Annotated in this window: 27 protein-coding genes; 14 read left to right on the top strand and 13 right to left on the bottom strand. The window is 41.5% G+C overall.

Annotation, left to right across the window (positions count from 1 at the left end; all coding sequences use genetic code 11):
• Positions 1–21: 21 nt before the first annotated feature.
• On the bottom strand, positions 22–897 hold the full coding sequence (locus QWZ08_RS13850) for a glycosyltransferase (protein ID WP_290338037.1): 876 nt from the start codon (positions 895–897) through the stop codon (positions 22–24).
• Positions 891–2,069 carry a glycosyltransferase family 4 protein gene (locus QWZ08_RS13845; RefSeq protein ID WP_290338036.1) on the bottom strand — a complete coding sequence of 393 codons (1,179 nt, stop codon included), beginning with the start codon at positions 2,067–2,069 and terminating at the stop codon, positions 891–893. The genes QWZ08_RS13850 and QWZ08_RS13845 overlap by 7 nt, the downstream gene beginning before the upstream one ends.
• 208 nt (positions 2,070–2,277) lie before the next feature.
• On the opposite strand from QWZ08_RS13845, the gene QWZ08_RS13840 reads away from it, so the two are divergent.
• The 9 genes from QWZ08_RS13840 (at position 2,278) to QWZ08_RS13800 (ending at position 8,873) form a co-directional block, all read left to right on the top strand.
• Positions 2,278–3,105, top strand: coding sequence for a PstS family phosphate ABC transporter substrate-binding protein (locus tag QWZ08_RS13840; RefSeq protein ID WP_290338035.1), 828 nt, complete (start codon positions 2,278–2,280; stop codon positions 3,103–3,105).
• Between the two features lie 5 nt (positions 3,106–3,110).
• On the top strand, positions 3,111–3,998 hold the full coding sequence (gene pstC, locus QWZ08_RS13835; RefSeq protein WP_290338034.1) for a phosphate ABC transporter permease subunit PstC: 888 nt from the start codon (positions 3,111–3,113) through the stop codon (positions 3,996–3,998).
• A 7-nt stretch (positions 3,999–4,005) separates the two neighbouring features.
• Positions 4,006–4,839, top strand: a complete 834-nt coding sequence (gene pstA, locus QWZ08_RS13830) for a phosphate ABC transporter permease PstA (protein ID WP_353960493.1) — start codon at positions 4,006–4,008, stop codon at positions 4,837–4,839.
• Position 4,840: 1 nt separating this feature from the next.
• Positions 4,841–5,596, top strand: coding sequence for a phosphate ABC transporter ATP-binding protein PstB (gene pstB, locus QWZ08_RS13825; RefSeq protein ID WP_290338033.1), 756 nt, complete (start codon positions 4,841–4,843; stop codon positions 5,594–5,596).
• Between the two features lie 188 nt (positions 5,597–5,784).
• A complete protein-coding gene (locus QWZ08_RS13820; protein WP_290338032.1) occupies positions 5,785–6,480 on the top strand; it encodes a phosphatase PAP2 family protein in 696 nt (231 codons plus the stop codon).
• Positions 6,477–6,860 (top strand): GtrA family protein, encoded by a 384-nt coding sequence (locus QWZ08_RS13815; protein WP_290338031.1) that lies wholly within the window; start codon positions 6,477–6,479, stop codon positions 6,858–6,860. Before QWZ08_RS13820 ends, QWZ08_RS13815 begins: the two co-directional genes overlap by 4 nt.
• 6 nt (positions 6,861–6,866) lie before the next feature.
• On the top strand, positions 6,867–7,988 hold the full coding sequence (locus QWZ08_RS13810) for an ArnT family glycosyltransferase (RefSeq protein ID WP_290338030.1): 1,122 nt from the start codon (positions 6,867–6,869) through the stop codon (positions 7,986–7,988).
• Positions 7,989–8,007: 19 nt separating this feature from the next.
• Complete coding sequence (locus tag QWZ08_RS13805; protein ID WP_290338029.1) at positions 8,008–8,406, top strand: hypothetical protein; 399 nt, start codon at positions 8,008–8,010, stop codon at positions 8,404–8,406.
• A gap of 161 nt (positions 8,407–8,567) precedes the next feature.
• Positions 8,568–8,873, top strand: a complete 306-nt coding sequence (locus tag QWZ08_RS13800; RefSeq protein ID WP_290338028.1) for a hypothetical protein — start codon at positions 8,568–8,570, stop codon at positions 8,871–8,873.
• A 134-nt stretch (positions 8,874–9,007) separates the two neighbouring features.
• Here the strand turns inward: QWZ08_RS13800 and QWZ08_RS13795 are convergent, their stop codons facing one another.
• Both QWZ08_RS13795 and QWZ08_RS13790 read right to left on the bottom strand, forming a co-directional pair.
• Positions 9,008–9,850, bottom strand: coding sequence for a DUF3108 domain-containing protein (locus QWZ08_RS13795; RefSeq protein WP_290338027.1), 843 nt, complete (start codon positions 9,848–9,850; stop codon positions 9,008–9,010).
• Positions 9,851–10,130: 280 nt separating this feature from the next.
• Positions 10,131–11,618, bottom strand: coding sequence for a pyruvate kinase (locus QWZ08_RS13790; protein WP_290338026.1), 1,488 nt, complete (start codon positions 11,616–11,618; stop codon positions 10,131–10,133).
• Between the two features lie 53 nt (positions 11,619–11,671).
• On the opposite strand from QWZ08_RS13790, the gene QWZ08_RS13785 reads away from it, so the two are divergent.
• Complete coding sequence (locus QWZ08_RS13785) at positions 11,672–11,878, top strand: hypothetical protein (RefSeq protein ID WP_290338025.1); 207 nt, start codon at positions 11,672–11,674, stop codon at positions 11,876–11,878.
• 28 nt (positions 11,879–11,906) lie between these two features.
• The gene (locus QWZ08_RS13780) at positions 11,907–12,086 is read left to right on the top strand and encodes a hypothetical protein (protein WP_290338024.1); all 180 of its coding nucleotides are present in this window, start codon (positions 11,907–11,909) and stop codon (positions 12,084–12,086) included.
• Positions 12,087–12,090: 4 nt separating this feature from the next.
• Here QWZ08_RS13780 and QWZ08_RS13775 read toward each other — a convergent pair whose 3' ends face one another.
• The 5 genes from QWZ08_RS13775 to QWZ08_RS13755 form a co-directional block, all read right to left on the bottom strand.
• Positions 12,091–12,333, bottom strand: coding sequence for a hypothetical protein (locus tag QWZ08_RS13775; protein ID WP_290338023.1), 243 nt, complete (start codon positions 12,331–12,333; stop codon positions 12,091–12,093).
• Entirely contained in the window at positions 12,330–12,470 is a 141-nt protein-coding gene (locus QWZ08_RS13770; protein WP_290338022.1) for a hypothetical protein, read from the bottom strand. Before QWZ08_RS13770 ends, QWZ08_RS13775 begins: the two co-directional genes overlap by 4 nt.
• A gap of 10 nt (positions 12,471–12,480) precedes the next feature.
• Positions 12,481–12,825, bottom strand: a complete 345-nt coding sequence (locus tag QWZ08_RS13765; RefSeq protein WP_290338021.1) for a hypothetical protein — start codon at positions 12,823–12,825, stop codon at positions 12,481–12,483.
• Between the two features lie 321 nt (positions 12,826–13,146).
• A complete protein-coding gene (locus tag QWZ08_RS13760; protein ID WP_290338020.1) occupies positions 13,147–14,346 on the bottom strand; it encodes a glycosyltransferase in 1,200 nt (399 codons plus the stop codon).
• Positions 14,343–14,909 carry a DedA family protein gene (locus QWZ08_RS13755; RefSeq protein WP_290338019.1) on the bottom strand — a complete coding sequence of 189 codons (567 nt, stop codon included), beginning with the start codon at positions 14,907–14,909 and terminating at the stop codon, positions 14,343–14,345. The genes QWZ08_RS13760 and QWZ08_RS13755 overlap by 4 nt, the downstream gene beginning before the upstream one ends.
• Positions 14,910–15,370: 461 nt before the next feature.
• Here QWZ08_RS13755 and QWZ08_RS13750 point away from each other — a divergent pair, with 461 nt between their 5' ends.
• Together QWZ08_RS13750 and QWZ08_RS13745 are read left to right on the top strand one after the other, a co-directional pair.
• Positions 15,371–15,817 carry a carboxypeptidase-like regulatory domain-containing protein gene (locus tag QWZ08_RS13750; RefSeq protein ID WP_290338018.1) on the top strand — a complete coding sequence of 149 codons (447 nt, stop codon included), beginning with the start codon at positions 15,371–15,373 and terminating at the stop codon, positions 15,815–15,817.
• Between the two features lie 18 nt (positions 15,818–15,835).
• Positions 15,836–17,896, top strand: a complete 2,061-nt coding sequence (locus tag QWZ08_RS13745) for a DUF5686 family protein (protein ID WP_353960492.1) — start codon at positions 15,836–15,838, stop codon at positions 17,894–17,896.
• A gap of 69 nt (positions 17,897–17,965) precedes the next feature.
• Here QWZ08_RS13745 and QWZ08_RS13740 read toward each other — a convergent pair whose 3' ends face one another.
• Together QWZ08_RS13740 and QWZ08_RS13735 are read right to left on the bottom strand one after the other, a co-directional pair.
• Positions 17,966–18,733: a hypothetical protein gene (locus QWZ08_RS13740; protein WP_290338017.1), complete on the bottom strand. Its 768-nt coding sequence runs from the start codon at positions 18,731–18,733 to the stop codon at positions 17,966–17,968.
• A 246-nt stretch (positions 18,734–18,979) separates the two neighbouring features.
• Positions 18,980–22,168: a TonB-dependent receptor gene (locus QWZ08_RS13735; RefSeq protein WP_290338016.1), complete on the bottom strand. Its 3,189-nt coding sequence runs from the start codon at positions 22,166–22,168 to the stop codon at positions 18,980–18,982.
• 463 nt (positions 22,169–22,631) lie between these two features.
• Between QWZ08_RS13735 and QWZ08_RS13730 the strand changes: the two genes are divergently transcribed.
• A complete protein-coding gene (locus tag QWZ08_RS13730; protein ID WP_290338015.1) occupies positions 22,632–22,877 on the top strand; it encodes a hypothetical protein in 246 nt (81 codons plus the stop codon).
• A gap of 205 nt (positions 22,878–23,082) precedes the next feature.
• On the opposite strand, the gene QWZ08_RS13725 is transcribed toward QWZ08_RS13730, so the two are convergent.
• Both QWZ08_RS13725 and QWZ08_RS13720 read right to left on the bottom strand, forming a co-directional pair.
• Positions 23,083–23,871, bottom strand: a complete 789-nt coding sequence (locus QWZ08_RS13725; RefSeq protein WP_290338014.1) for a molybdopterin-dependent oxidoreductase — start codon at positions 23,869–23,871, stop codon at positions 23,083–23,085.
• Positions 23,855–24,553, bottom strand: coding sequence for a cytochrome b/b6 domain-containing protein (locus QWZ08_RS13720; protein WP_290338013.1), 699 nt, complete (start codon positions 24,551–24,553; stop codon positions 23,855–23,857). The genes QWZ08_RS13725 and QWZ08_RS13720 overlap by 17 nt, the downstream gene beginning before the upstream one ends.
• Between the last annotated feature and the right edge of the window lie 74 nt (positions 24,554–24,627).

Here is a 24,627-nt window from a genome sequence, read left to right as displayed (position 1 = left end):
GTTGAAACGTTGGGTTGATGATTATTTTACGTGGCGATTATACAACCTCCTTAGCATTGAAATCTTAGGAGCCACCGGTGGTTGAGTAATTTCCCGCGGGGGTATATGCCGGTCAATTTCATAGGCAACACCTTTTCGTATAGCTTCATGAAATTTATAATTGGTATGAATATCAAACGAAGCATAGATATATACCATCGCCATAATTTTGTCGTAGGCTTTGTGAGCTGCAGTTGCACCGCTGTCGTGAATGCGGTAAACACCCATCACTTCATCCAGGTATTTAAAATTCCCCCGCAGGCTCAGCAATAACATAAAGGGTAGGTCTCCAAAAGGGGAATTATGAAACCATCCGGGCAATTCAAAGTCTGGATAGTTTACAAACACTACAGAAAGGGAAGGGATAAACCAGGGACCGAGTAAATCATTTGTATCAAAACTGTCTTTTGGAAGTGACTTGTGCAATACCCAGTTATCACTTTCTGAAGTCCTTTCCGCACCAAGCGTACCCGTTCTTTCTTCCTTCATTTGCACATTGTGAAAACAGGCACAATAATCTGGATTGGCTTCTAAAAATTCGATCTGCTTCTGCAATTTGTGTACGTCAGTCCAGTAATCATCACCTTCGCAAAAAGCAATGTATTTGCCTTCGCAGGCTTTATAGGTTCGGAAAAAATTCTTACTCATTCCTACATTGATGGCGGAAGTAATCAATTTTATTTTGTCAGGATATCTTTCTGCAAATTCAAGGCAAATTTCTTTGGTACAGTCCGTACTGTTGTCCTCCCCTATGACCAGCTGAAAATCAAAATTTGTAACCTGGCTTAAAACAGCTTCAATTGACTGACGGATGTATTGTTGATGATTGTAGGTAATCATACAAATATTGACTAACATGCTGAATTATTTTTAATGGGGGATAAATGAGTTTCCCGGAGAGCTTCCTGAATTTGTTTTGTGAAAAAAGTGACGGCATCAGCGGGGTGCTTCTGTTCAATTGTGTTTCTTGCATTGATTCCCATCTGCTCCCATTCTTCTTTCCGGGTCCAGGCCCTTTCCATGGCTTCATCGATACAAGCGGGCTCCGGAAAGGCGGCCATAAAACCATTAAAGTTGTCTTCAACCAATTCTGCCGTTCCTCCTACATCCGTCACAATCGCTGCCCGCCCAAAACGCATGGCTTCAATCAGGCTGAGGGACTGCCCTTCCATCCGGGATGGCATCAGGAGTATATGATGCTCCTTCCATATTTGTGCAATATCATCTACGTGGTCATGCAAATGAATATTATGTATAGCATGCATTTCCATCATTCGTTGCAACAGTGCAACATGAGGACCGTTGCCAAAAACAGTAAATTCTACAGGCCGCCTTTTCCATTTGTCAGCCTTAAGCACTTCAATCAATAGATCATACCCTTTGTGATAACATTCGATACGGCCAACAAGCGCTATTTTATAAACAGTCCCGACTACGGGAGGAAAGGTTAACCCCGCAGGTATGCGGGCCACAAATGGATTATACACCACACTGCCATTGGTAAGTTGTTCACCAAGCAGCTTTTCGTGCAGGTGTAATGTATTGTGGGATACAAAGTAATTGCGTACAGCCTGTTGATACATACGTCTCAAATCATTGATGAAGTTATCATTGAGTGCAGGCCATATATCGAATTTAACCAGGTGTGTAAGCGTTACGTAGGGAATATTTAGCTTAAGGCAATCTCCTATTAAATGTCTTCCCTCAAAATTGTTGCCTTGCGAAATAATGACCAGGTCCGGTCTTTTTTTCTGCAGGGTTTCATGAAAAAGATCCCTCTCTGAAAATGTGCGCAGACCTGCTTTTTGGATAATTCTTTGTGCAATGGAAAGCGGCCTGGTACGGCTCCGGAGATCAATATAATCATCAGCTGCGGGAATAAATGCTTCCACCAATTGATGATCATAACGCAGCCCGGCTTTCACCTCGTATCCCAGTTCAGCTAGCTGGCGGGCAGTGATTGTCCATAGCACTTCGCTACCACCCCAGATAATATTTGTTGATAAAAAGAGAATGTATTTTTTGGACATAATTTCGTTCGTCCGCAAAGATAATTACTAATGCTACCGGCAGTTTTTTGAGCCCTTTTTGCGGGTTAAGATATCATTATCATTTAGACATTTATCTATTGAACTTGTTTTACAAAGCTACCTGCAGATTCTTAATCATAATTTAATACCGATTATTTGGCATCGTGTAATTTTTTTGCTCAATTACTTAATTCAACAACAAAGAAAAATGAGGTGTTTATTTTGGTTAAATCTGCTGATGCTGGTATCCTGCTCAGCAGACAATACTACCATCAAAATAAAGGGATCAGACACAGAAGTGAATCTGGCTGTTCAGCTGGCGGAATCTTTTCATTCTACAAACCCCGGACTATTTGTTTCCATATCAGGCGGCGGCTCGGGGCTTGGCATTGCATCTTTAATGAATGGAACGGCGGATCTCGCCAATTCTTCCAGGAGTATTAATGACCTTGAGCTAAAGTTATTTCATCAAAGAGGCATCAATCTTGACTCTTTCATTTTTGCGCAGGACGCTATTGCATTTGTTGTTTCTTCATCCCTGACAATAGATTCCATAACCCCGGCAGAACTGGCCGCCATTCTAAAAGGCAGTTTAAAAAACTGGTCGTCCCTTACAGGAAAAGACTTACCGGTAAATATTTATGGCAGGCAAAGCAATTCCGGCACACATGATTTTGTAAAAAAGAAACTGGGCATTGATTTCAGCCCGCATGCCAAAGAAATGAACGGCAATGCTCAAATCCTGGAAGCGCTTAAATCGGATAATTCAGGCATTGGGTATGTGGGTGCCGGTTATGTAATTCATGGTGGCAGCAAAGGAATAAAAGTGCTTACCGTGTACGAAACCAAAAACAGCAAAGCCGTTTCGCCTTTGGATGCGGCAATGATTGCAGCCGGCAAATATTATTTTCAGCGTCCCTTGTTTCAGTATTATAAAACGGGGTCTTTTGAAAAAGTAAAGCCGATACTGGATTTTGAAAAAAGCACAAGCGGACAAAAGATCATACGGGATGCAGGATATTACCCGGTAAATTAAATTGCATGGATATTAAGAAAAGGGAAAGCCTGGACTGGTTTTTTAAGCAGGCTTTTAAGGCTACCGGTTTGCTGACCATCTGCATGCTGGGCGGCATTTTCCTGATGTTATTATACAACAGCATCGCCTTTGCCATGGATATAAAGCCGGTTGATTTTTTTACCGGCTATCAATGGAACCCGGGCAATGCCAACGGCAAATACAGCATCCTGCCCTTGCTGGTAAGTACAGGTTTGGTAGCGGCAGGTTCTATGATCATTGCCGTTCCGCTGGGCATTTTTACGGCAGCATTTCTTTCTGAATTTGCACCCCCGAAATTGCAGGCTGTATTAAAACCTGTTATTGAAATGCTTGCTGCTATACCATCCGTTGCCATCGGATTCTTAGGTATTGTACTGGTTGGCCCGGGCATTGCAAAACTGTTTGGTATTCAAAACGGATTAAATGCACTGAATGGTTCTATTTTGCTGGCGGTAATGGCGTTGCCTACTATTATCACCATTAGCGAAGATGCTATCAACGCAGTTCCAAAAAGCTACCGGGAAGCATCGCTGGCACTAGGTGCTGACAAATGGACCACGCTCTTTAAGGTAACTATTCCTGCTGCCTACCCTGGTTTGATTGCAGCCGTTATGCTTGGCCTTGGCCGGGCACTGGGAGAAACAATGACAGTGCTGATGGCAACCGGCAATGCGGCTGCAATGCCCCGCGGATTTTTGGATTCTATCCGCACCATCACCGCTACGGTAGCCATTGAAATGGGAGAAGTTCCTTACCGGACCACGCATTATTTTGCCTTGTTTGCCATCGCAGCTGTATTATTTTTAATTACCTTATCCATCAATTTGCTGGGTGAATATTTTGCCAACCGCTTAAGAAAATTTCAGGCATGAAAAGAAGATAGGTGGATTTTTTTACTGGATATTTTTGGCGGGCAGCACCATTATTGTGTGCCTTTTTTTAGGCATTATTTTATTTGATATTTTCTCAAAAGGGATGCCCTCTGTTTCATGGAATTTTATCAGCAAATTGCCAACAGAGGGTATGACAAAGGGAGGCATTCTGCCTGCTATTACGGGTACCGTTCTGCTGACATTCATCACCACTATTTTTGCCGTACCGTTTGGAATTGCCTGTGCCATTTACCTGAATGAATACGCCCGGCCATCTGTACTTACCAATATTATCCGGGCCTCCATCCGGAACCTTTCCGGTATCCCCTCAATTATTTACGGTCTCTTCGGGCTGGCCTTGTTTGTACAAGCACTAAGGCTGGGCACGTCGGTGTTGTCTGCCGGTTTAACGCTTGGACTACTATCACTACCATATATTATCACCACTACGGAGGAAGCTTTGAAGCGCATCCCCACTGTTATGCGGGAAGCAACGCTTGCCCTTGGCGCTACCCAGTTTGAAACAATCAGGGATGTAGTTCTTCCAAAGGCTTTACCCGGGATCCTTACGGGTGTAATATTAACACTTTCGAGAGCAGCCGGCGAAACAGCACCTATCCTGTTTACCGGCGTGGCATTTTACATCAATGGCTTAGCAACTTCTTTTAACCAGGAATTTATGGCCCTGCCCTATCACCTTTACATGCTCTCAACACAACACCAGTCCATCGGGCAGGTAAGGCCATTGGCTTATGGCACGGCAGTGGTATTGATCATACTGGTTTTTATCATGAATTGTATTGCTTTTTATATCCGGTTTAAACAAAGAACACAAGATTAACATGGCAGACATCAAACTTTCGGCTCATAATTTAAATCTTTATTTCGGCACCAAGCACATTTTGAAAAACATCGATATCGATTTTTCAAAAAATAAAGTCACTTCATTAATTGGCCCTTCAGGTTGCGGCAAATCTACCCTGCTGCGTTGTTTTAACCGTATGCATGATTTAACACCCGATGCCAAAATTGAGGGAATTCTAAAACTGGATGACCTGGATATTTACAAAAAAAAGTATAGTGTAACGGAGCTCCGCAAACGGATCGGAATGGTGTTTCAAAAACCAAATCCTTTGCCCAAAAGCATTTATGAGAACATGTCTTATGCATTAAAGCTACACGACTTTCCAAAAAATGAATTACCGCACTTGATTGAGTCTGCATTAAAGGAAAGCTATTTGTGGGAAGAAGTAAAAGAAGAATTAAAAAAGCCAGCGGTAAAATTATCCGGTGGACAACAACAACGCTTATGTATTGCAAGAACTGTTGTGCTGCGGCCCGAAGTGATTTTAATGGATGAACCCTGCTCTGCCCTGGACCCTATCAGTACGAGAAAAATAGAAGATTTAATACTCAGCCTTAAAAGGAATTATACCATTGTAATCGTAACGCACAATATGCAGCAGGCACAACGCATATCTGATGATGTCGCGTTTATGTACCTGGGCGAACTGATTGAATTTGATACCTACGAAAATATTTTTAAAAACGCAAAAAAAGAACTTACAAAAAATTATGTCAGTGGGCATTTCGGTTAACTGAACAATACCCGCTAAAAATACAGCCCCCTGTTGATGAATATATTGAATTGGTTCTGCCATAAATGATTGTTCGCGGACTACTTTCCCATTGAAAATTAATTTGTTAATAGTTGCATAACCTATATGTAACAATACGGTAAAGTATGTGAGGTAGCTTGCAGCATCATTCATTCAAATAATCTCAGATGAAGCGCCGCCCGGACGTATGCAGTTGCAGTTGGTATTTTTGCAGCGTATTATTAATGACATTCATCAGTGGTTTAATGCTGATGGCCCATGGAAAATCTGCCTGCTTTATTTCGCTGAACAATTATCATCCTTTTTGGCTGAATGTGTTTTTTATCAACTATACATTTGTTGGCGATGGCATTTTTGCATTCTGCCTGATTGCAATTGCCTGGCTGTTTTTTAAAAGAAAAGAAGAAGGCAAGGCGTTGCTTATATCCTTTATACTTTCTGGCCTGGCAACGCAGATCATAAAAAACCTGGTGAATGCGCCCCGTCCTAAATTATATTTTGAAGCAGGTCAGTACCTGCATTTTATTGATGGCGTAAGTCTTGCCAACAATTCCAGTTTTCCCTCTGGTCATACTGCCACCGCCTTTGCATTAGCAACTGTGCTGGTGTTAATGGCAAGGAATAAAAACGCCCAGCTTGTCGTATTGCTGGCTGCCGCAACGGTAGGTTATTCCAGGATCTACCTTGCCCAACACTTTTTACTGGACGTTATGATTGGTGCTGTCATAGGCACCGCTTCCGGAATACTGGCTGTTTATTTTGCCCTTAACCTCAATGCTTTAAAATTGCCAGCTATTAAATGGCATCCTGCAAAAAATAATAACAGGCAGTCAGGTTCACCTTCTTCTATACAAACAGCATGAGCTCTCTGATTGGAACCCGTCTGCTGCAATATGGCCTGGTGGGCGTTGCCGGAATGGCCGTTGATTTTTCCGCAACCTGGATAGGCAAAGAAAAAATAAGGCTGAATAAATACCTGGCTAACTCCATCGGCTTTTCCCTGGCTGTTATCAATAATTTTTTACTTAACCGCTACTGGACTTTCCATGACACGGCGCACCCCTTTGCTCCGCAATTGATCCGCTTTTTGCTGGTTTCCCTTTCTGCCCTGGGCATTAATCATTTACTTTTGTACCTGCTGGTGAATAAAGCGCACAAGAATTTTTATTTACTAAAGCTGGTTGTAATAGGCCTTGTTTTCTTCTATAACTATTTGCTCAATTTTCTATTTACTTTTAATTAATGCCGGTTGAATTATCAAAAGAAAACAATTCAGCTAATTGCCATTGCTACATTGCTACGATGCCTGGTCGCTGGAGCAACGGAGCTGGGTAATGATGAAGTCTATTACCGTATGTATGCGCAATACATGCAATGGAATTATTTTGATCATCCGCCTATGGTCGGCTGGCTTATCCGCCTGACAACAGCCAATCTTTTACTGGATAGTGAATTCTTCATCCGGCTGGGTGCCATTGCATCTGCGGCCGCAACCACCTGGTTGTTTTTCCTCTGCGGTAAAAAACTGCTGGATGCACGTACCGGCTTTACAGCTGCACTCATTTATACCGCAACTCTTTATGGCAGTATCATCGCAGGCACATTTATCCTCCCTGATTCACCGCAAATGGTTTGCTGGTCGTCCGCTTTATACCTGCTGATAATCATTGCCGATGCAAAAGCCATTAACAAAAGAAAAAAAGGTCAACTGATGTGCTTTGGCATTCTCTCCGGCATTGGTATGCTGTGTAAAATTCACACTTCTTTTCTTTGGCTGGGCTTTCTATTATACATTATTTTATACAACCCTCAATGGCTGCGACAACCCGCATTGTATCTTTCGGGATTCATTACCCTTGCCTTTTTTTACCCGGTAATTCAATGGAATATCGACAATCATTTTGTTACCTGGCTCTATCACAGCAAACGCGTCAATATAAGCTCCGGCGGGCTGGACCCAGCCTCATTTCTGACTTTCGCCGGCGGGCAGTTGCTGTACACCAACCCGGTGCTCTTTCCGTTCTTCGTACTGGCCGTAATTGCGGCAATTAAAAATAAAGTACCAGTTGTGTTAAGTCAACGAAGAATACTGCTTTTTTGCAGCCTTCCCCTGATACTTGTTGCCGCGGTCGTATCATTATTAAAAACTGTGCTGCCGCACTGGACCGGCCCGGCTTACAGCGGGCTGATCCTTTTAACCGCATGTTACTTTAGTGGTTTATCGACTGCAAAAAATGCAGACAAACTTTTGGTGCCAAAATCTTTAAAACTATCCTTATCCTTACTGGCTTTTATTTGCCTGGCAGGCATACTGGTCATACATTTTTATCCGGGGACACTGGGATCACAAAAAAAAAGAAAATCTGGGTGAAGGTGATATTACATTGGATATGTATGGCTGGAAAAAGCTGACAACACCGTTTCAACATGTTGTTGAACTAAAAGAAAAAGCTGGTCTGGTGCAGCCTGGTGCTGTTCTAATTAGTAATAGATGGTTTACCGCAGCACACCTTGACTTATATGTAGCCATGCCATTAAAAAAAAATCTTGTTGCATTGGGCGACACCAGTGATATTCACCAATACGCCTGGATTAACAATCAGCGAAAGAAATTAAAGCCTGGCGATGATGCCTGGTGCATTGTACCCTCCGAAAATTATTTTGACGCCATTAAAACTTATGCTCCGCTTTTCAACAAATCATTTTTGATAGATACCATTATTCAGGAAAGAAACGGCGGGCCTTGCCGTCTGTATTACATCTACGGATTCAGAAATTATACTCCTTAGTAAGCCCTCTTTTAAGACTACGCCTTCTGCCGGCTGTAATTAAAAGCATACATGTTTGTGATAATTAAAATAAGGCCAAAATCATACTCATATAAAAACTTAATATTGAAAGCAATGTTCTTATATTAATTTTGCGTTATCATTTTACAAAAAAATTAATAATGCCAACAAAAGAAAACATCAAAAAAATTACTATGAACAGAAATGCTGCTTTGCAAGCCATTACAGGTCAGTTGCAAACAGCCCTAACCGGATTGAAGGAACAGATTGGAGAAAAGAAATTTGAAAAAAGAATTAAAAAAGCAGCCAAACTGCTGGTTGCAGGATTTAAAGACACGCCTGAAAAAAAGACAATGCCCGCAGTGAAAAAAGTTCATTTGTCCGTAAAGAAGCCGACAAAGGCTGTTGAGAAGGCAGCACCAAAGGCAAAAAAAGGAACCGGGAAGGCGGCAAAGAATAAGTCTTAGCATTCACTGATACTATGCAAATAGTGTTGCCCGAAGAAAGATGGAAGCTGTGGTTTTGGGTCAGTTTTTCTGCCGGTGTCCCGCATCTGCAGCCCTACTCATCTGCCTTCATAATAATACCAGAAAAGGCAGTATTATATTCCCCTGACACTAATCAGCGATGTTAATGGGTAGCGAAGGTTTTTATATCCGAACATATCAACTTTAATTGTGCCGACCGTTATCGGACTTTCAACTCTCAGTAACAGGTGATTTGGATCGTCACTTACCCAGGCAGTCATTTTTTCTCCGCCTTCAAACAATGTTCCCTTTATCAGCAAAGGTTTTAGCTTAATAGCCCGGAATTTTCCGTACTGGGTTTTGATTGTTTCCTTTCCCATGAAACGCAGGAACAAATGGTAGACTTCATCATCCAGGAACATGTCAAAGGGTATTTTATCGCCTGCCTTGTACTTGTCATAATTGATATTGCGTGCATAATACATGGAGCTAACAACATCCTGCATACAACTGGTAGTTGTAAATACACCATTGGTGCTGATCACGGTATTGCTGCTTTGGTTAAATGTTACATTGTTATAAATTTTATGCCCCCCTTCATCTACATTGCGTACAAATTTTACCGGCAACATGGTTGCCGTATCTATATATGATTCATATTTATCCCTTACCTTAAAAAAATTATCAAAGAGAGAATAATTACTTCCTTCCCCCACGCAATGGTATACGGGCTTGCCATTAAACCTTTCAAGCGCTGCGGAAAACGAAGCTTCGCCGGCACCGACATACATACCCAGGGCGTTGTAAAACACCTTCATGGTAACCACTTCCCCGTGCTGAAAAGAGGTGTTTTTTATTCCGCAGAATTCTCCCGCTGGGGTCGTATCGATACTGCCTGACTGGCTTGGCTGCGAAAGCGGCTTCGTATAGAAAGTAAAGCCAATGATGAGTGCAAACAATTTTATAAACGGTTCCATTTTATTCATTTTTAACTTCGGTTAAAAAAATACAGTTAACAAATAATATTGTTAAACGATAACATTGTACAAGCCCCTATTTGCAAAAGCTTCAAACTGACTTCAGGATTTAAAGCTACCATTACAATTTTTGACGGCAATTATTCAGCCATTATTTTATTGTTAAACCGGTACTATCAGCAAGGTGTTTATATGTTGAGCGATACTATAAAGTCAATGACAGGCTTATATTAATTCATTGATTTTGTTATGGCTTTTGTATATGTATAGTAGAAGAAGGCTATTTTTCGTCAATAGAAATTGATGTGCGGATAAAGTTTTCTGCAATGCTCAGCGGCCGAAATGTAAACCGTTTCTTTATGTGGTGACCTCCGGTACGGCGCAGGATATTGCTAAGTGTTTCTATTACTTCGATGGTATGATCTCCCTTATTGATCATCACACACTCGGCCATTGCGGCATGCCCGGCATCGGTGATTTCCGATCTGGTAGCAATGCCGGTTTTATTAAGCGTTTCCAGTACTTGGGTTGCCCATATTACAGGTGCATGTGCCGCTTCGCAAATCCACAATATTTCTTCCTGTATTTCCCCTGTGCGTTCAAAACCAATTTCCACAGCCAGGTCACCGCGGGCTATCATTACTCCAAAGGCTTTTTCCCGCATGCCCCTTAACAACAATTCAGGCAAATTTTTAACTGCTTCCGGTGTTTCAATCTTTATTATCACATAAGGCGGATGGCCGGAAAAAGTTTTTAAATCCAGATGCAATCCCTGCACATCTGACGCTGAGCGTACAAAAGAATAACCAACCATATCTGCATGTTCGCAGATAAATGGCAGGCAATCCCTGTCGAAATCCGTCAGTGGCGGGATGACAAGGGCAGAGTCAGGAAAGTTGATTCCCTTGCCGGATTTAATCTGCTGTTTGCCGGATGAGATACGGATAATACGCATGGCCGCCACCTTCCTTTTGACAGATTCAATGACACCTTTTATCATGCCGTCATCAATGTAGACCCGCTCTCCTTTTTTTAGCCTGGCAACGATCCCTGTCTCATTCGGGCTGATCACTACCTGGCTTTCGGTGAACCCTTTTACGCTATCTGCCAGCCAGATTATTTCCCCCTCCTTTACTTTTACTTTTCCTTTTTCTTTTCCCTTGCCTATTAACTTTGTCCTTATTTTGGGCCCTGCCAGGTCCATATAAAGCTTGCATGCAAGGCCGGTATACCGGCAGGCTCGTTTTAAATGCTGGATCATCTTAGACCAGACGGCTTCGTCATCATGCGCACAATTAATGCGTGCCACATTCATCCCATTCTGCAGCAGGTTTTTAATGAGGGCGTAGTTATCAGCAAAAGATGCATCAAATGTAACCATGATAAACGGTGACAGGGTATCTGCCTTTTCGCCAAACAGGATACGACTTTTTCGGGCCATTTCCCGCTGATTAAATTCAAACGTGCAGGCATCCATTTCATTTTTATCATATTGCTTATTCAATCTTTGTAAAATTGACTGCAATTGCCGGTGAATATGACTTTCTGAACTGGCCAAAGAAGACAGGCCGTTTGTATGCAGGGCGTCCTGGAGATCCCTGATATCTTCACTTCGAAGCGATAAATATTTAACGAGATTTTTTGCAGCAGCTAATTGCATGGGATGAATATCGCTGAACAACATTTGTCGCTTTTCTGTTTCCGCCAGCATTTTGTTTTCCAGTGCTGTCAATTGCTGTCCTATTGATTTCAGGGAATAATGCGCCATTATACAAGATGGAATTAAAAAAATAAAAATAAAGGTTCAGCAGATTTGTAAAAATGAGCAAAATCATTGCCGTATATGATTCTTGGGGCAACACTTCTGCATTGCGTTTTTTGAACGGTATCTTGTTAGGAAAACAACGCTGCGGAGTTGATAAAAGAGGTAAAAAAATTGCATTCAAATTTCCAACGGCTTGTCAACCACGTGCACTGCTCATTCCAATGTTAAGTTTTTCCAACTACAAGAAAGCGACAGGGATTTGATGTATTTTGCCCGCTCAAATATTTAATCATGTCAAACAAGCAACCAAGTGTTTTTATCTCCGATATCAATACCCACAATAGAATCCGCGAACACTTTTCCAATGCGACAGATATCATATCTGAAGAAGACATTAAAAATGCAGTTACAAATTTTAACGCTGTCACCAGCGAGGCTGAGAAAACGGATGTGCAATTGCAGGAAGCCTAAATAATTATCCCATACCTTTAAAGGATCTGCCAATTACTGCATTCCAAAAATAGAAAGGGCCAGGATAAATATCCAGCCCCGATTTCAAGTCTAATGTCCTATGAAAAACCGCAGCAATGTTAGCACTTGCTTTTCTATGGAACATTAAATCGCGGTTATTAAATTGTTGTCTCTTTGGTTTTAAGTCTATAGCTAAAAGGACAGTACCCAGGCTACTTTTTTTAGCGGCAATTTTTGCTGTCTTCACAACTCATTCATAGATACCCCATACTTGCGAACCGACACTTTTAAGCCTTCAACCGGCTTGCCTAAAAGATATACCTTAATACAAGCTGCATTTGCCATCCTGGATGGCAGGTCAGGACTGGCAATGAATGTTTCCATTAAAGAAGGATCAAACTGGTATTTGCCATTTGCTGTAGGAAATCGGTTGGAAGTAGCCCGAAGCGCTTGCATATTTTCGTACGCCCCACTTGCTGCATAGCATATTACCAATATTGATAAAGTCCAGGTTTAGTTGCAACGTATCCACCTTGCTGTTTATTTTAAAATTAAAATCCTGCAGAAGCCGCAATTCAACCTGGCTGAACCAGGGAGACTCTGCTCCATATTTTTCTGTGTAATAACCGCGGCGGCTCTTGAGATATTTATCCTGTTCAATAAAACTTTTAAAAGCGGTACGTTGGGCAGTTTCACTTTGAACTGTTCCATTCACGTCGGTTAAGGTGTCAAACGGCATTACATCTATTTCGCTTTTTTTCGGAACGTAGAGCAAGTCATTCGTGAATGTATTATCATTGTTTATGTCACCACCATATACATAGGCAAAACGGTTGCCACTGTTCCAGCTACCGAAAACAGAAACGGTGGTAGTATATTTACCCTTACCATATTCGTATTTTTTTGGAAAAGCAGCACAGTGTGTTTTCTTTAAGCACCTCGATAGTTAAAATCAACCAACGTGTCTTTAAAAACAACAGAACACCTACAATTCAATCGTCATTATACTTCCCAATTACAAAAAAAGAAGTTCACCTTCAAGGTATTTCAAGGTATCTATTTATAAAGACTCGCTATACGCGAGATTTTTTGTAATTATCCGACGCGTAAAACAACCATTATACACTTTTTCAAAAGATGAAACGGTTCTGATGATATCATGATCTAAACTGAATTCGAGACTTCTTGCGACCATCCCCTGATGCAACTGTTTGTTTGTAAATATTTTTTGAATGGATTGAACAATTACCTCCTGTTCACCTGTTTCAAATAAAAAACCATTTACATTATCACGCACCAATTCCGGCAAGGCGCCAGCATTTACTGCAATCACGGGCAGGCCCGAGGCCATGGCCTGCAGGGTTACAAGACTAAGCAGTTCTGCCCTGCTGGCAATAATAAAACAGCGGCTGATGCGGTAGAAAAGCGGCAAATCTTCATTGGGTACAAAACCGGTGAAGATCACCCTGTCCTGCAGATTTAACGCTACTGACCTTACTTCCAGGGAATCTTTACAAACTCCATTTCCAACCACAACAAAGCTAAAATCAACTGTCTTTACAGCAACGGCAACGGCTTCCAGTATTTCTTCAATGCGTTTTTCGGGATCTATGCGGCCGACGTATAAAAGGATGGGTTTATCCGTCAAGCCATATTTTTTCCTGATGGTTTCCCCTTGTCCGGATGCGTTGAACTCTTCGAGGCTTATCCCACTGGAAATGGGAATCACTTTGGTCTTTAAATGCGGCCGTATCAGTCTGGCGCCGGTTTCTGTAGGCGTAGTTACGAGCAAGACCTGGTTGAAAACCTGGGAAAACCTGGACCATAAAAAACGCTCTACTACATTTTTTAATCTTTTATTTTTAAATAACGTGGTAATATTTTCCGGCATAAAATGGTTGGTGCCAATCACAGGAATATTTAGTTTCTTATTGATCTCTACTACCGCTTTGGATAAAATGAAATGATCCTGCAAGTGTATTACATCTGGCTTAAAATCATGGATGATTTTTTCTATTTTGGACTGCAGCATGAAGGGAATGGGAAAACGCAATTTGGGATAAAACAATAAAGGCAGTGACGGCATCACATATACATCAATCCCATCTATTTTCTTTTTTGCGAAATGGATATCTTCCGACGGTGCAATTACCGCAACCTCATGTCCTTTTTCTTGCAGCAAAGGCGCAATGCGGCATACAAAATAATACACGCCATTTAAATGCGGGTAATAGGTTTCTGAAACAAAAAGGATTCTCATATTTTTTTAAGTTTTGTTTTTACAATAAAGAAGAGCGCAATTGCAACAGCGCCGAGAATAGTGAGGGTTGCAAAGTAATCCAGGTAATGGCTGATTTGTTTGTAGGCCTCTCCAAACAAAAAGCCGGTGCCAATATAGACGATGTACTGAAGTGCAGAGGTGATCAGGCAAATACCAATGAATTTATTATAAGCAATTTTTGCATGTCCTGCCATATAGATACCTGCTACTCCTACCCCCAGAATTATTTTAGATAAGGAAATCGTCTTATTGGGATTACTTTCAAAAAAAATCCTGGCCCTGTCCATTTTATTATCTGTCAGACCAAGCCATCGGCTGATTTTCCGCAGCCGCGGTGATTTGCCCCGTCTGCCTAACATGTAAACAATGGAATCACCGGTTATATCTCCAAACACAATCATCGCGTAAGAATAGAAAGGATTCAGGATATGCTGTGAGCATAGCAAACCAGCTATAACGGCCAGTACAGGTCCCTCCACAATTGCCAATGGCAGCAGGATGAAATATTTGTATTGCACCAGCAGATGAATGATGTTTTCCAAATAGAAGGTTGAACTGCCAAAAAATGATAATATCCCTTACTCACCAGCATGCTAGTCTGCAGGCTGGCTCATTTATTTTTTAAAACTATTCAAGTAGTGTTGCCTAATTGTTAAGTCACGCCTACAAGAAATCCCTCTTTTAAGGAGGCCGGATAAATTATTGCTTCAATCCAGCCTTATACGAGATGCAACCTAAAAGAAATGGTTGGCCTGTGTTGAATTAAGCAATTGTTAACGCAGACAGCTGCGTATGTTATTTTTGTGTGAAGCCAGCCTTTAAGGCCGTTTAAGGAATATCATTGCACAAATTTGAGCTCAAACTACTCAAACAAAAAAACGTTGGTGCATAAAATATCATACCGGACAACATTAACTAACCCAACCATTTGCCCTAGAAAACATCTTATAACCGGAAAACAAGCAAGGCAGACTTTCCGTTATCTCATCTGCTGATATTTTGCATGCGTCATTATACCTATCATTTTTTTACCGGCTGCCTGCTTCTGCTGTTATGTGTTAGTTCAACACAAGCCCAAACGCCTTTTATCATTTCAGGTAGAGTAACGGATTCTGCCAACAAGGCTTTACCCAATGTAACGGTGCCCCTTGCCGGTGTTACCGGCGGCACAATTACCAATGCCAATGGCAGCTTTTCCATATCCGCTACCAGGTGGGCCAACGCACTTGAGCTGACGCATGCAGGTTTTGAAAAATTAACGGTTCCTTTAAACAAAACACAATTGACCGGACTTAGCTTCCAGCTGAAGCAGCATGTATCGCTGCTGGATGATGTCATTATCAGGGTAGATGCAATGGATCAAGAACCCGGTAAACGGTTTATGAAAAAAGTCATTGCCGCTAAACCCGGCAATGACCCCAACAGGTTCAGCAACTATAGCTACCGCTAGTACAAAAGGCACGAACTCCTGGTAAACAACATAGATTCAGCGCAGCGGAATAATAAAGGATTAAAAAACCTAGCCATCAATATTTACCGCAGCACGGATGCAGCCAACGCAAAAAGTACACAGCTGCCAGTATATTTTTCAGAAACCATCTCAAATAAATACCACAGTATTTTACCCGCGATTGAAAATGAAAACATACTGGCGAAAAAAACGCTTGGCCTGCATACGGATGACTTATTGCGCAAGATGGACAAATTTAATTTTAACTTCAACGTATACGACAACTGGCTGATCATATTCAGCCAGACTTATGCAAGCCCTTTAAGCAATACCGCTTTTGATTACTATAATTTTTATTTCAGCGACAGCAGTATGCTGAATGGTAAAAAGCAATACCGTATTCATTTTGCACCCAGGCAACAATTTGAAAGGGCTTTTACAGGTTCGTTGTGGATCAACGACAGCAGTTACTCCATCAGTAAAATTGATATGCACCTAAGTAAAAGCGCTAACCTCAATTTTATACATGATATTCATTACACGCAGGAATATGCAGCAAGTTTTGACTCAGCCACGAAGCAATCAGTTTACATGCCTTCTAACTACAGTGCGGTAGTTGATTTTGAAACAGGGGCTGCCTTGATCGGTATCCCGGTAAAGACGAACAAAAAAGCCGTGCGCTTAATAGCCAATAATACGGTGGTAATTGATCATATTCAGATGGGGATAAACAACGATAGTGTTATCAGTAAAATGAACCGGGAAGCAACGTTAGGGCTTGAAAAAGATGACACCTACTGGCTGCAAAATCGTTCCGATTCCTTGTCCGGGCATGAAAAAAATATTTACCGTATGGCCGACTCTTTACAAAAGAATTCAACATACAGAAATGAAACCAGGCTGATAGCCGCTTTGGGACTTGGCTACTGGGATGTGAAAAATAAATTTAGGTTTGGCCCGCTTACTTCCATTATAAGTTCAAGTGTAGCAGAAGGTATGCGTTCAAGAGTCGGTTTCTGGACTTTACCCGGCATCAGCAAAAACATCAATGTGAATGGTTACCTTGCCTACGGCACCAAGGACAAGCAACTAAAGAGTCACTTGGCAGTACAATTTCTCTGGAATCCGGTGCGTTGGAGTAAAACTTCCATAACCGGCACGATCGACTACAACTACCCGATTGAAAAGGATGATGAATCCGATGATGATAACATCTTAACTTCCCTCGTAAGAAAAAAAGTTCCCTCCACAAATATTTTTATGCGATCTGTTTCTTTAAAACATGAGCAATACATCAGCAAAAATATAACAGCTAAATTATCCCTCGAATACAAAGAATTGCTACCCGTTTTTCATTTTACCTATCATCCAATTGACAAGGTTACAGACCGGCCGATAGACAGTATCAACAGTAGCAGGTTGCCAGTGGCAGAAGGTGCCATCGGCTTTAGGTTTGCAAAAAATCAGCGGACAAAATTGTTCAATTATAACCGCGTAATGCTGGATAATTACAACCCGGTAGTTACTTTAAATTTTATTTATGGTATAGAAGCCGGCAATGCGCAGTTTGCTTATGAAAAAATAAATGCAGGGCTTGAACAGCGGTTACGCCTGCCGCCCAAAGCCATCTTTTACTATAAATTAAATGTGGGCAAAACCTTTGGCACTGCCCCGTATTTATTACTGGATGTGCCGGGTGGCAACGAATCGCATATGGACAGCCGTTACCTGTTTAACACCATGCTGCCTTACGAATATGCTTCGGATCAGTTCGCTGGCCTGCACACACGTTTGTATACAGGCGGAATGTTGTTTGATAAAATTCCTTTTTTAAATAAAATGGGTTTAAGGGAACGTTTCTCTTTCAATGCATTCTTGGGCAGTATGACCAATGCCAACAAGACTTACAACAACAATGCGCAGTTTTCCATAACGGGTAATAAGCCATTCATGGAAACCGGCGTAGGAATCGAAAATATATTTCACCTTATATCATTGGACTATTTTTGGCGGCTTACCCCCGGTCAGCTCAACGCCGGGAAAGGCGGTTTATTTGTGGGTTTAAAAGTTGCTTTCTAGAAGAATGCAATACAGATATGTAAACAAAAAATGGACTGAACAAATTCAGTTCAGAATGCATAGCACGACTTATTTTTTAATTCCCCTGAAAACATGGTCCAGCGGTGCTTCCAGCATACCATTATCGAAGGAACGGTAACTGATACAAATACTGTCACCTTTAATTGAAATGAGGCCTGAGGGAGAGTTGCATACAAATTCGCCGGTAGCTGAAAACAAAATTTGTTTGTATCCGATGTTATAACTATCAGGCAGCTCATCAAAGTAGCGCCCGCAACCCAGCTGAAAATTCTCAAGATAAAAGCCGGAGACCTGGTGTAATGGATCACTTGCACAGGTGCCAATTTTAAAACTGTCCTTGTGGCTGCCATTATCTGTTGTGCCATTAAAAATACCGTTGCACTGGCTTGCACAGGGATTAAAAAAAGTTAACTGTTTAGAAAAGTTTTTTACGGTATCAGTATTGGAAGTTGTCTTGTAACGGATAGACAGCTTTACAGCTATTTGTTTGTTACCAAGTAAATACTCCCGGGGAAAACTCAGCCTGATTTCCTTTGTTTGATAAGTGACAGATTCAATGGTCCAGGTGTAGGAAAGTGCCGAAGAATCGAGTGCAAGAAATTTGACCACATTCGATGCAACAGTATCGGTGTTATAATACAACCAGTCCGCAGGAATAGGTTCAAAATCTTCCTGGAAGGCAATGCCTTTGTTAAAACTGTTTCTGGGATTGGCTGATGGATGGGTTTCCTTATTACAAGCATACATGACCAGCATGCACGCAAAAATAATCCATAATGTTACAAAGCACCGGTGGAAAGACAACGCCATTTTCATATACTAAGTTTATACATGCCGCTTACGTTCAAAGCGCACCCACTTGGTGTTTGTTTAAAAGTGTTTCGGTTCGAAATAAATATCGTCTCAGAAAAGCCACTGAGAGCTGTTGAGAACCTTCAGCGTATGATGGCATTTTTGCCATGAAGTACGATTGAATTTAAAAACATAACAAACCAGCCAATGCATAATAGGCCGGTTTGTTATGCCAGCGGATTGAAACCCGCTTGTGAATGTTAGCGTTCTTTAAAAATTATATTTTATGCCGAACTGTCCCTGCCAGCGGCTGTTTAAAGGATCCACCGTATAATAATGATTGTTTACGCCAGTTGGTCTTACAAAATTAAATGATGGCACATAGCCTGTTGCAGGTGCACCCACTTTGTGCGTACCATCACTTACAAACTGCAGGAAGTTAACTGTATAGTTATTTAGATTGGTTACAAAAGTAACATGCCCCCAATCGCTGTTGATTAAATTCAATACATTGAAAATGTCCAGGCTCAACTGCAGTGATTTGAATTTATTTGTCTTGCTCAACCTGAATTCATGCATCAGTTTCATATCCAGGTCGTGATTCCAGGGTGTACGCAATCCATTACGCTCCGCATACTTACCACGGCGGCTGTTCAGATATTTATCACTGCTGATAAAGGCATCCAGGTCACTCCATTGCTGTGCGGCCGTATAACTTCCCTTATCCACTAAAACGATGTCCGATTGATTTCTGGGAATATAGGGTAAAGGTGCATTTGATCCGGAGCCAAAGGGCGCTGACTGATAAATTAAACTGTAGGGACTTCCCGATGTTCCAGCATAAAAGAAAGACAGGGAAGTGATGTTCGTTTTGTTCCAGGCGAGGTTACCTGACCAGGTAGCAACGATTCTGTTACGCAAATCAAAATTGGAATAAGCCATGGGAGAATTACTCGGCGTATTGGTAGGATTTACATTGTAGCTGCTCTCCCATGAGTTACGGATACCATTGGTAATATCCTTGCTCATGCCATAAGTATATGCGGCACTCCAGTTCATGTTAAACAAACGTGAGCCTATTTTAATATTATTGGTAAACTTGGAAATTTGTGCAGTCAGGTTATATCTGTACCCAAGTTTTGTGTTGGTAAGATAATAAACATTGGAAAACGCACTGTTGTATTTTCCTCCTACATAAACCGGTATCTGAGTCGGGCCAGTGGAAAAATAAGCCACGGAATCCTTCAGATTTATTTGCTCATACTTTACATCATAAATGGTTTTGGTGTACAATGCATCGACTGTAAATTTGTAACCATTGCCAAATTTAAAATCGGCTGCAATACTGCTACGCCAAACTGTTGGCAATTTAAAATTATTATCAAAAACATCAATCTCACGCGTGCTGCTTCTTGAAGCGCCTCCATATTTAGTTACTGTATCTTTTAAGCCCTGAGGATTAATTGCAAGAGGAACTACCTGGCCAGGCGTACTGCCTACCGGACCTGAAGGGCCATTCCAGTCAATGTTTCCGTATGTTCCTCCATTCAGCGTATAGGCATAACCGTACCATGCAAATGGAACCCTTCCGGTGAATATACCTGTTCCACCACGAATAATAATTGACTGGTCACCCTTTACATCATAGTTAAATCCCAAACGTGGCGACACAGCCAATCTCGACGGCAGTTTACCAGTTAAATCTTTAAAGGGAGTGTTTGTATAAGTCGGAGCAGGCGATGTGTAACCAGCGGAATTGGTAGTTTTTAACGCTGGATCCAGGTAAGGCTGTGAACCAACAAAGGAATAATCAAGTCTTACACCCGGTGACAATTTAAATTTCTTGTTTACGCTGATTTCATCCTGGGCATATACGCTGGTAAGCGCAACAGAAAACGGATTGGGCGGATTGTTATAAATGCTGTTCCTGTCATTGGAAAGCTTCGGGTCTGTAATGAAGGCGCCACGTATTCTGCTCGGGTTATCTGCCAAAAAGCTGTTCACTCCCCTGCTATATTCCCACCTGCCATTATATGAATTGATAAATCCATAGCTGAGATTATAAATCTCATTGTGTGTACCGAAAGTAAATTTATTAATGCCCTTGTTGACAGTGACGTTGTCACTGATTTCAACCGTGTGTTGCTTTAGATTGTAAATAGACGCTTCTCTCCATGTACCGAGGGTAATGCGGCCGTTGTCAATGTCTATATATGGTGCAATAGTGCCCGGAAAATCCCTGAACTCGTGTACATTGATATAGCTAACATTTAACTGGTTGCTGACATCTGCGCTCAGTCTCGTTTTCAATTCCGCTACCAGGTTTAAATTCTTGGTGTGCTGCGTAAAATCTGTTGAACCAAACTGAAAATTATTTGATGAACGTTCCAGATTGTTTCCAACACCATCAGTATAAATGGCACGCAACATCAAAGAATTTTTGGTGTTCAGATTAAAATCAAGACGTGCAAAAACCTTGTCGCTTTTTGTAAAAATTTTATAGGCTCCCAGGTAACTTCCCGGGTCATAATCATACTTGGTTTTTAACTGGTTGGCTATTGCCTGCACTTCGGCCAATGTTGCTGCTGCCCCGGGATCACCTATATTATTTGTACTGGGTTCCTGCTTGTCGGTATGCTCATAGTTAACAATAAAGAAAGCCTTATTTTTAACAAGAGGACCACTTACGGTAGCACCATATTGGTAGTCATGAAAATCGGAACCTATTTTTGATTTTAGTCCATCCACACTTTTACCAACCAGCGCCTGGTTTCTGCCATAACCATAAACAGAGCCGTGGAAATCATTGCTGCCACTCTTGGTAACAGCATTCACGCTGCCTCCTGTAAAATTACCGATTTTAACATCATAGGGCGCCAGCTGCACTTGTACTTCCTGGATCACATCGATACTGTAAGGCGTTGTACGGGTGCCGGCTCCGGCAGTGCCGCTTTGGCCACCTCCGCTTGTACCACCCGCCGAATTACTGAATCCGAAAGCGTCATTATTGATTGCTCCGTCCAGCGTGAGGTTGTTGTACCGGAAGTTTGTTCCGGCATAAGAGTTATTATTTGATTGGGGTGTTAAACGTGTAAAATCACTTAAACTTCTACCAATAGTCGGCAGCGTATTTAACTGAGCCTTGCCGATGGTAACTCCGCTGATTCTTCTGTTACCTGTTACTACAACGGCTTCCAGGCTGGAAGTATTTACCTTCATCACTACATTCAGATCAGGGTTGGTTCCCAGGCTAAGGTTTACATCCTGGGCGCGTTCATCTTTAAATCCTACAAAACTGATTGCTATTGTGTAGGGACCCCCAGGTCTTAAATTGGTCAGCCTGAATATACCGTTTTTATTTGTTTGTGTCTTACTTACCTCTCCTGTAGGCACATGGGTTATTTGCACGGATGCTCCGGAAACAATCCCTCCCTTTTCATCGGTTATCCGGCCGCTCAAAGTTGATACCGTCTCCTGGGCCCAACAATTGCTAGCGAGAAAAATTAACAAAACTGCCACTAACTTTCGCATAATTTTTTGCATTTTTTTATTTATGCAAAGCAACCAGCTGAATGTTAATTTTGTGTTACCAACATGTTACGTCTATGTTAAGTAAAACGTTGGCCTATGCGCTGTGCTTGTAACATTTTTTTCCCACCTTTCTTAAAATTGGTTATTATGCTTAAAGACACATAAAATTACTTTGTGAGCAGACTGTTTCAATGTACTGAATTTGATCAATATAAATAGGGTGGCTATAGCCAGATCATTAATACCAACCTGTACAATGTTAACGGCTTTAATGCAGAAACCAATTCTTACAAATACAGTGTAAACACCAATGCAAGTACTAAAATAAAAACGGCTACCTATTACTCAGTTCAATTGGGTGCCCGTTATTCTTTCTGATAAAAATATATAAATGAGAAATGGCTTGTTGATTGTTTTCATTTTATTGACGGCATTGACCTGCCCGGCACAACCATTTGTGCCGGGCAGGTCATTACCACCCTGGCAGGAAGGATATCTTGACCTGCGCCATATCAATACCGTCAGAGGCAAAGCTGCCTTTTATATTTTCCCTGATGGCACTACGATGCTTTTTGATACCGGAGAATTAGACCCGAGCAGGTTTTTCAGGAACCAAATCAGCTTTGATTATCAATAATTTAATTTTTTCAGTGTATTTTTTTGTCTATCACGTAATTTCTTATTCCAAAATATTACGCGGCATTACCTCATTTTACGCTATTTGACAAAGATGAAAATAATTATTGCGTAAATCGGTTGAAAAATTTGAATTGATTACTTCACCAGTGTTCTGCCATGCCTGCTATCAGTTTAACATTTCAATGTTTCTAAGAAAAAAACTCTTATAAACCCGAATAATAATCGTACCCCTGTTCCGCCCAATAATCCGGCGGTCGTTCATCACTGAACGAAATGGTGCCTATCCGTTTCAGGTTTTTGATACCATATTTTACAGGGATGATGAGTCGCAATGGCTGGCCATGCCTCATGGGTAACGGCTTGCCATTTACTTCATATGCCAGCAAGGTTTGGGGATGCATTGCACTGGGCATATCCAGGCCTACATAATAGGCTTTGTCTGGCGTAGCCATACCAACATATTGTAATGCTGCCTCTTCCTGCAAATTGTAGTGTGATATAAAATCGCTGAACTTAACACCGCCCCAATGCGAAATCTGGTCCCACCCTTCCACGCATTTAAAGTCGTACACAATTTCTGTTTTAGGCAAGGCCAGTATATCATGCAAGCTTACCTGTAATTTGCTGCCATCTTTTTTATGGATGGTCAGCGACCAGGTTTTGGCATCAAAACCCGGATCCTCCATACCTATTTCGCTATTCACCCTTACATTGGGATCGGCCATTGATACCGGGTAGGTTTTTACCAGGTGATCGTTGCTGAAAGTCTTCCTCAAAAGCAATTCATTTTGATTAAGTGCCCGTCTCAATGGCTTTCGGGCACCTGCGGTGACTCCGCTTGTTTCTTCCGGAGATTTATACAACCAACGCCAGCCGCCATATGCCAGTGCATTTAACCCGATAAAACCTGTGAAGGCAATAAAATTGCGGCGGTTGATTTGTTTTTGTGACAGTATTTTTTCTGCAGGTTGCTTGTTAAACCGGTTTTTCATCTTCACTGATTTTAATGTTGTTGATTGGCTGTTCCTTTACGATTTCAAATCCCGATATCACTGACCTGAAATTATTCCACCCGGCTATAATTACCTGGATGATGTGAATGAGAAAAAACAATACATAGCCGATGGTTAAAATAAAATGTTCAATTCTTGCAAGGTGGTAACCGCCGCAAAGCCAGGTGATCCAGTAAAACTGTACCGGCTTATAGATGGCAAGGCCGGTGAATAAAGAACCGAAGCCCATCAAGATGATACTGGTATAAGCGATGCGCTGGGCGGCATTGTATTTATTTTGTGGCGGCAGCATCTTCCTGATATGGAGGTCGTGCAGCACTACCAGCCAGGCTTCTTTAAAAGAATGCCGGTTAGGTAACAATTGTCGCCATTCGCCTGAGATGGCTGTATACAAAACATATAACACTCCATTTATGGCGAAGAACCACATAAAAAGAAAATGAAAGGCCATGCCTTCTGCCAGGCGAAAGGGTATGTCTAAAAATTTATTGAACGATTCAGGAAAAAATTTAAAATAAGTATGTCCAAACAAAGTGATGGAGTATACATCATTGGCCCAGTAAATCAGCATGCCTGACCAGATCATAATCATCAGCACAGGAAAGTTTACCCAGTGTGCCCACCTGATAGCCAGCGGATGTTTTTCTTTAATTTTCTTCATTTATAGTAATGGTTTGGTATACTGTTACGATTCAACTTCATTGCCTTTTATTGGGTGCTACTATTCATTTATAT

The organism is Ferruginibacter paludis, assembly GCF_030409685.1.
In the GTDB taxonomy this organism is placed as follows: Bacteria; Bacteroidota; Bacteroidia; order Chitinophagales; family Chitinophagaceae; genus Ferruginibacter; species Ferruginibacter paludis.
Note: the sequence above shows the minus strand (reverse complement) of the source record. Positions and strands in the feature narration are given on the sequence as shown.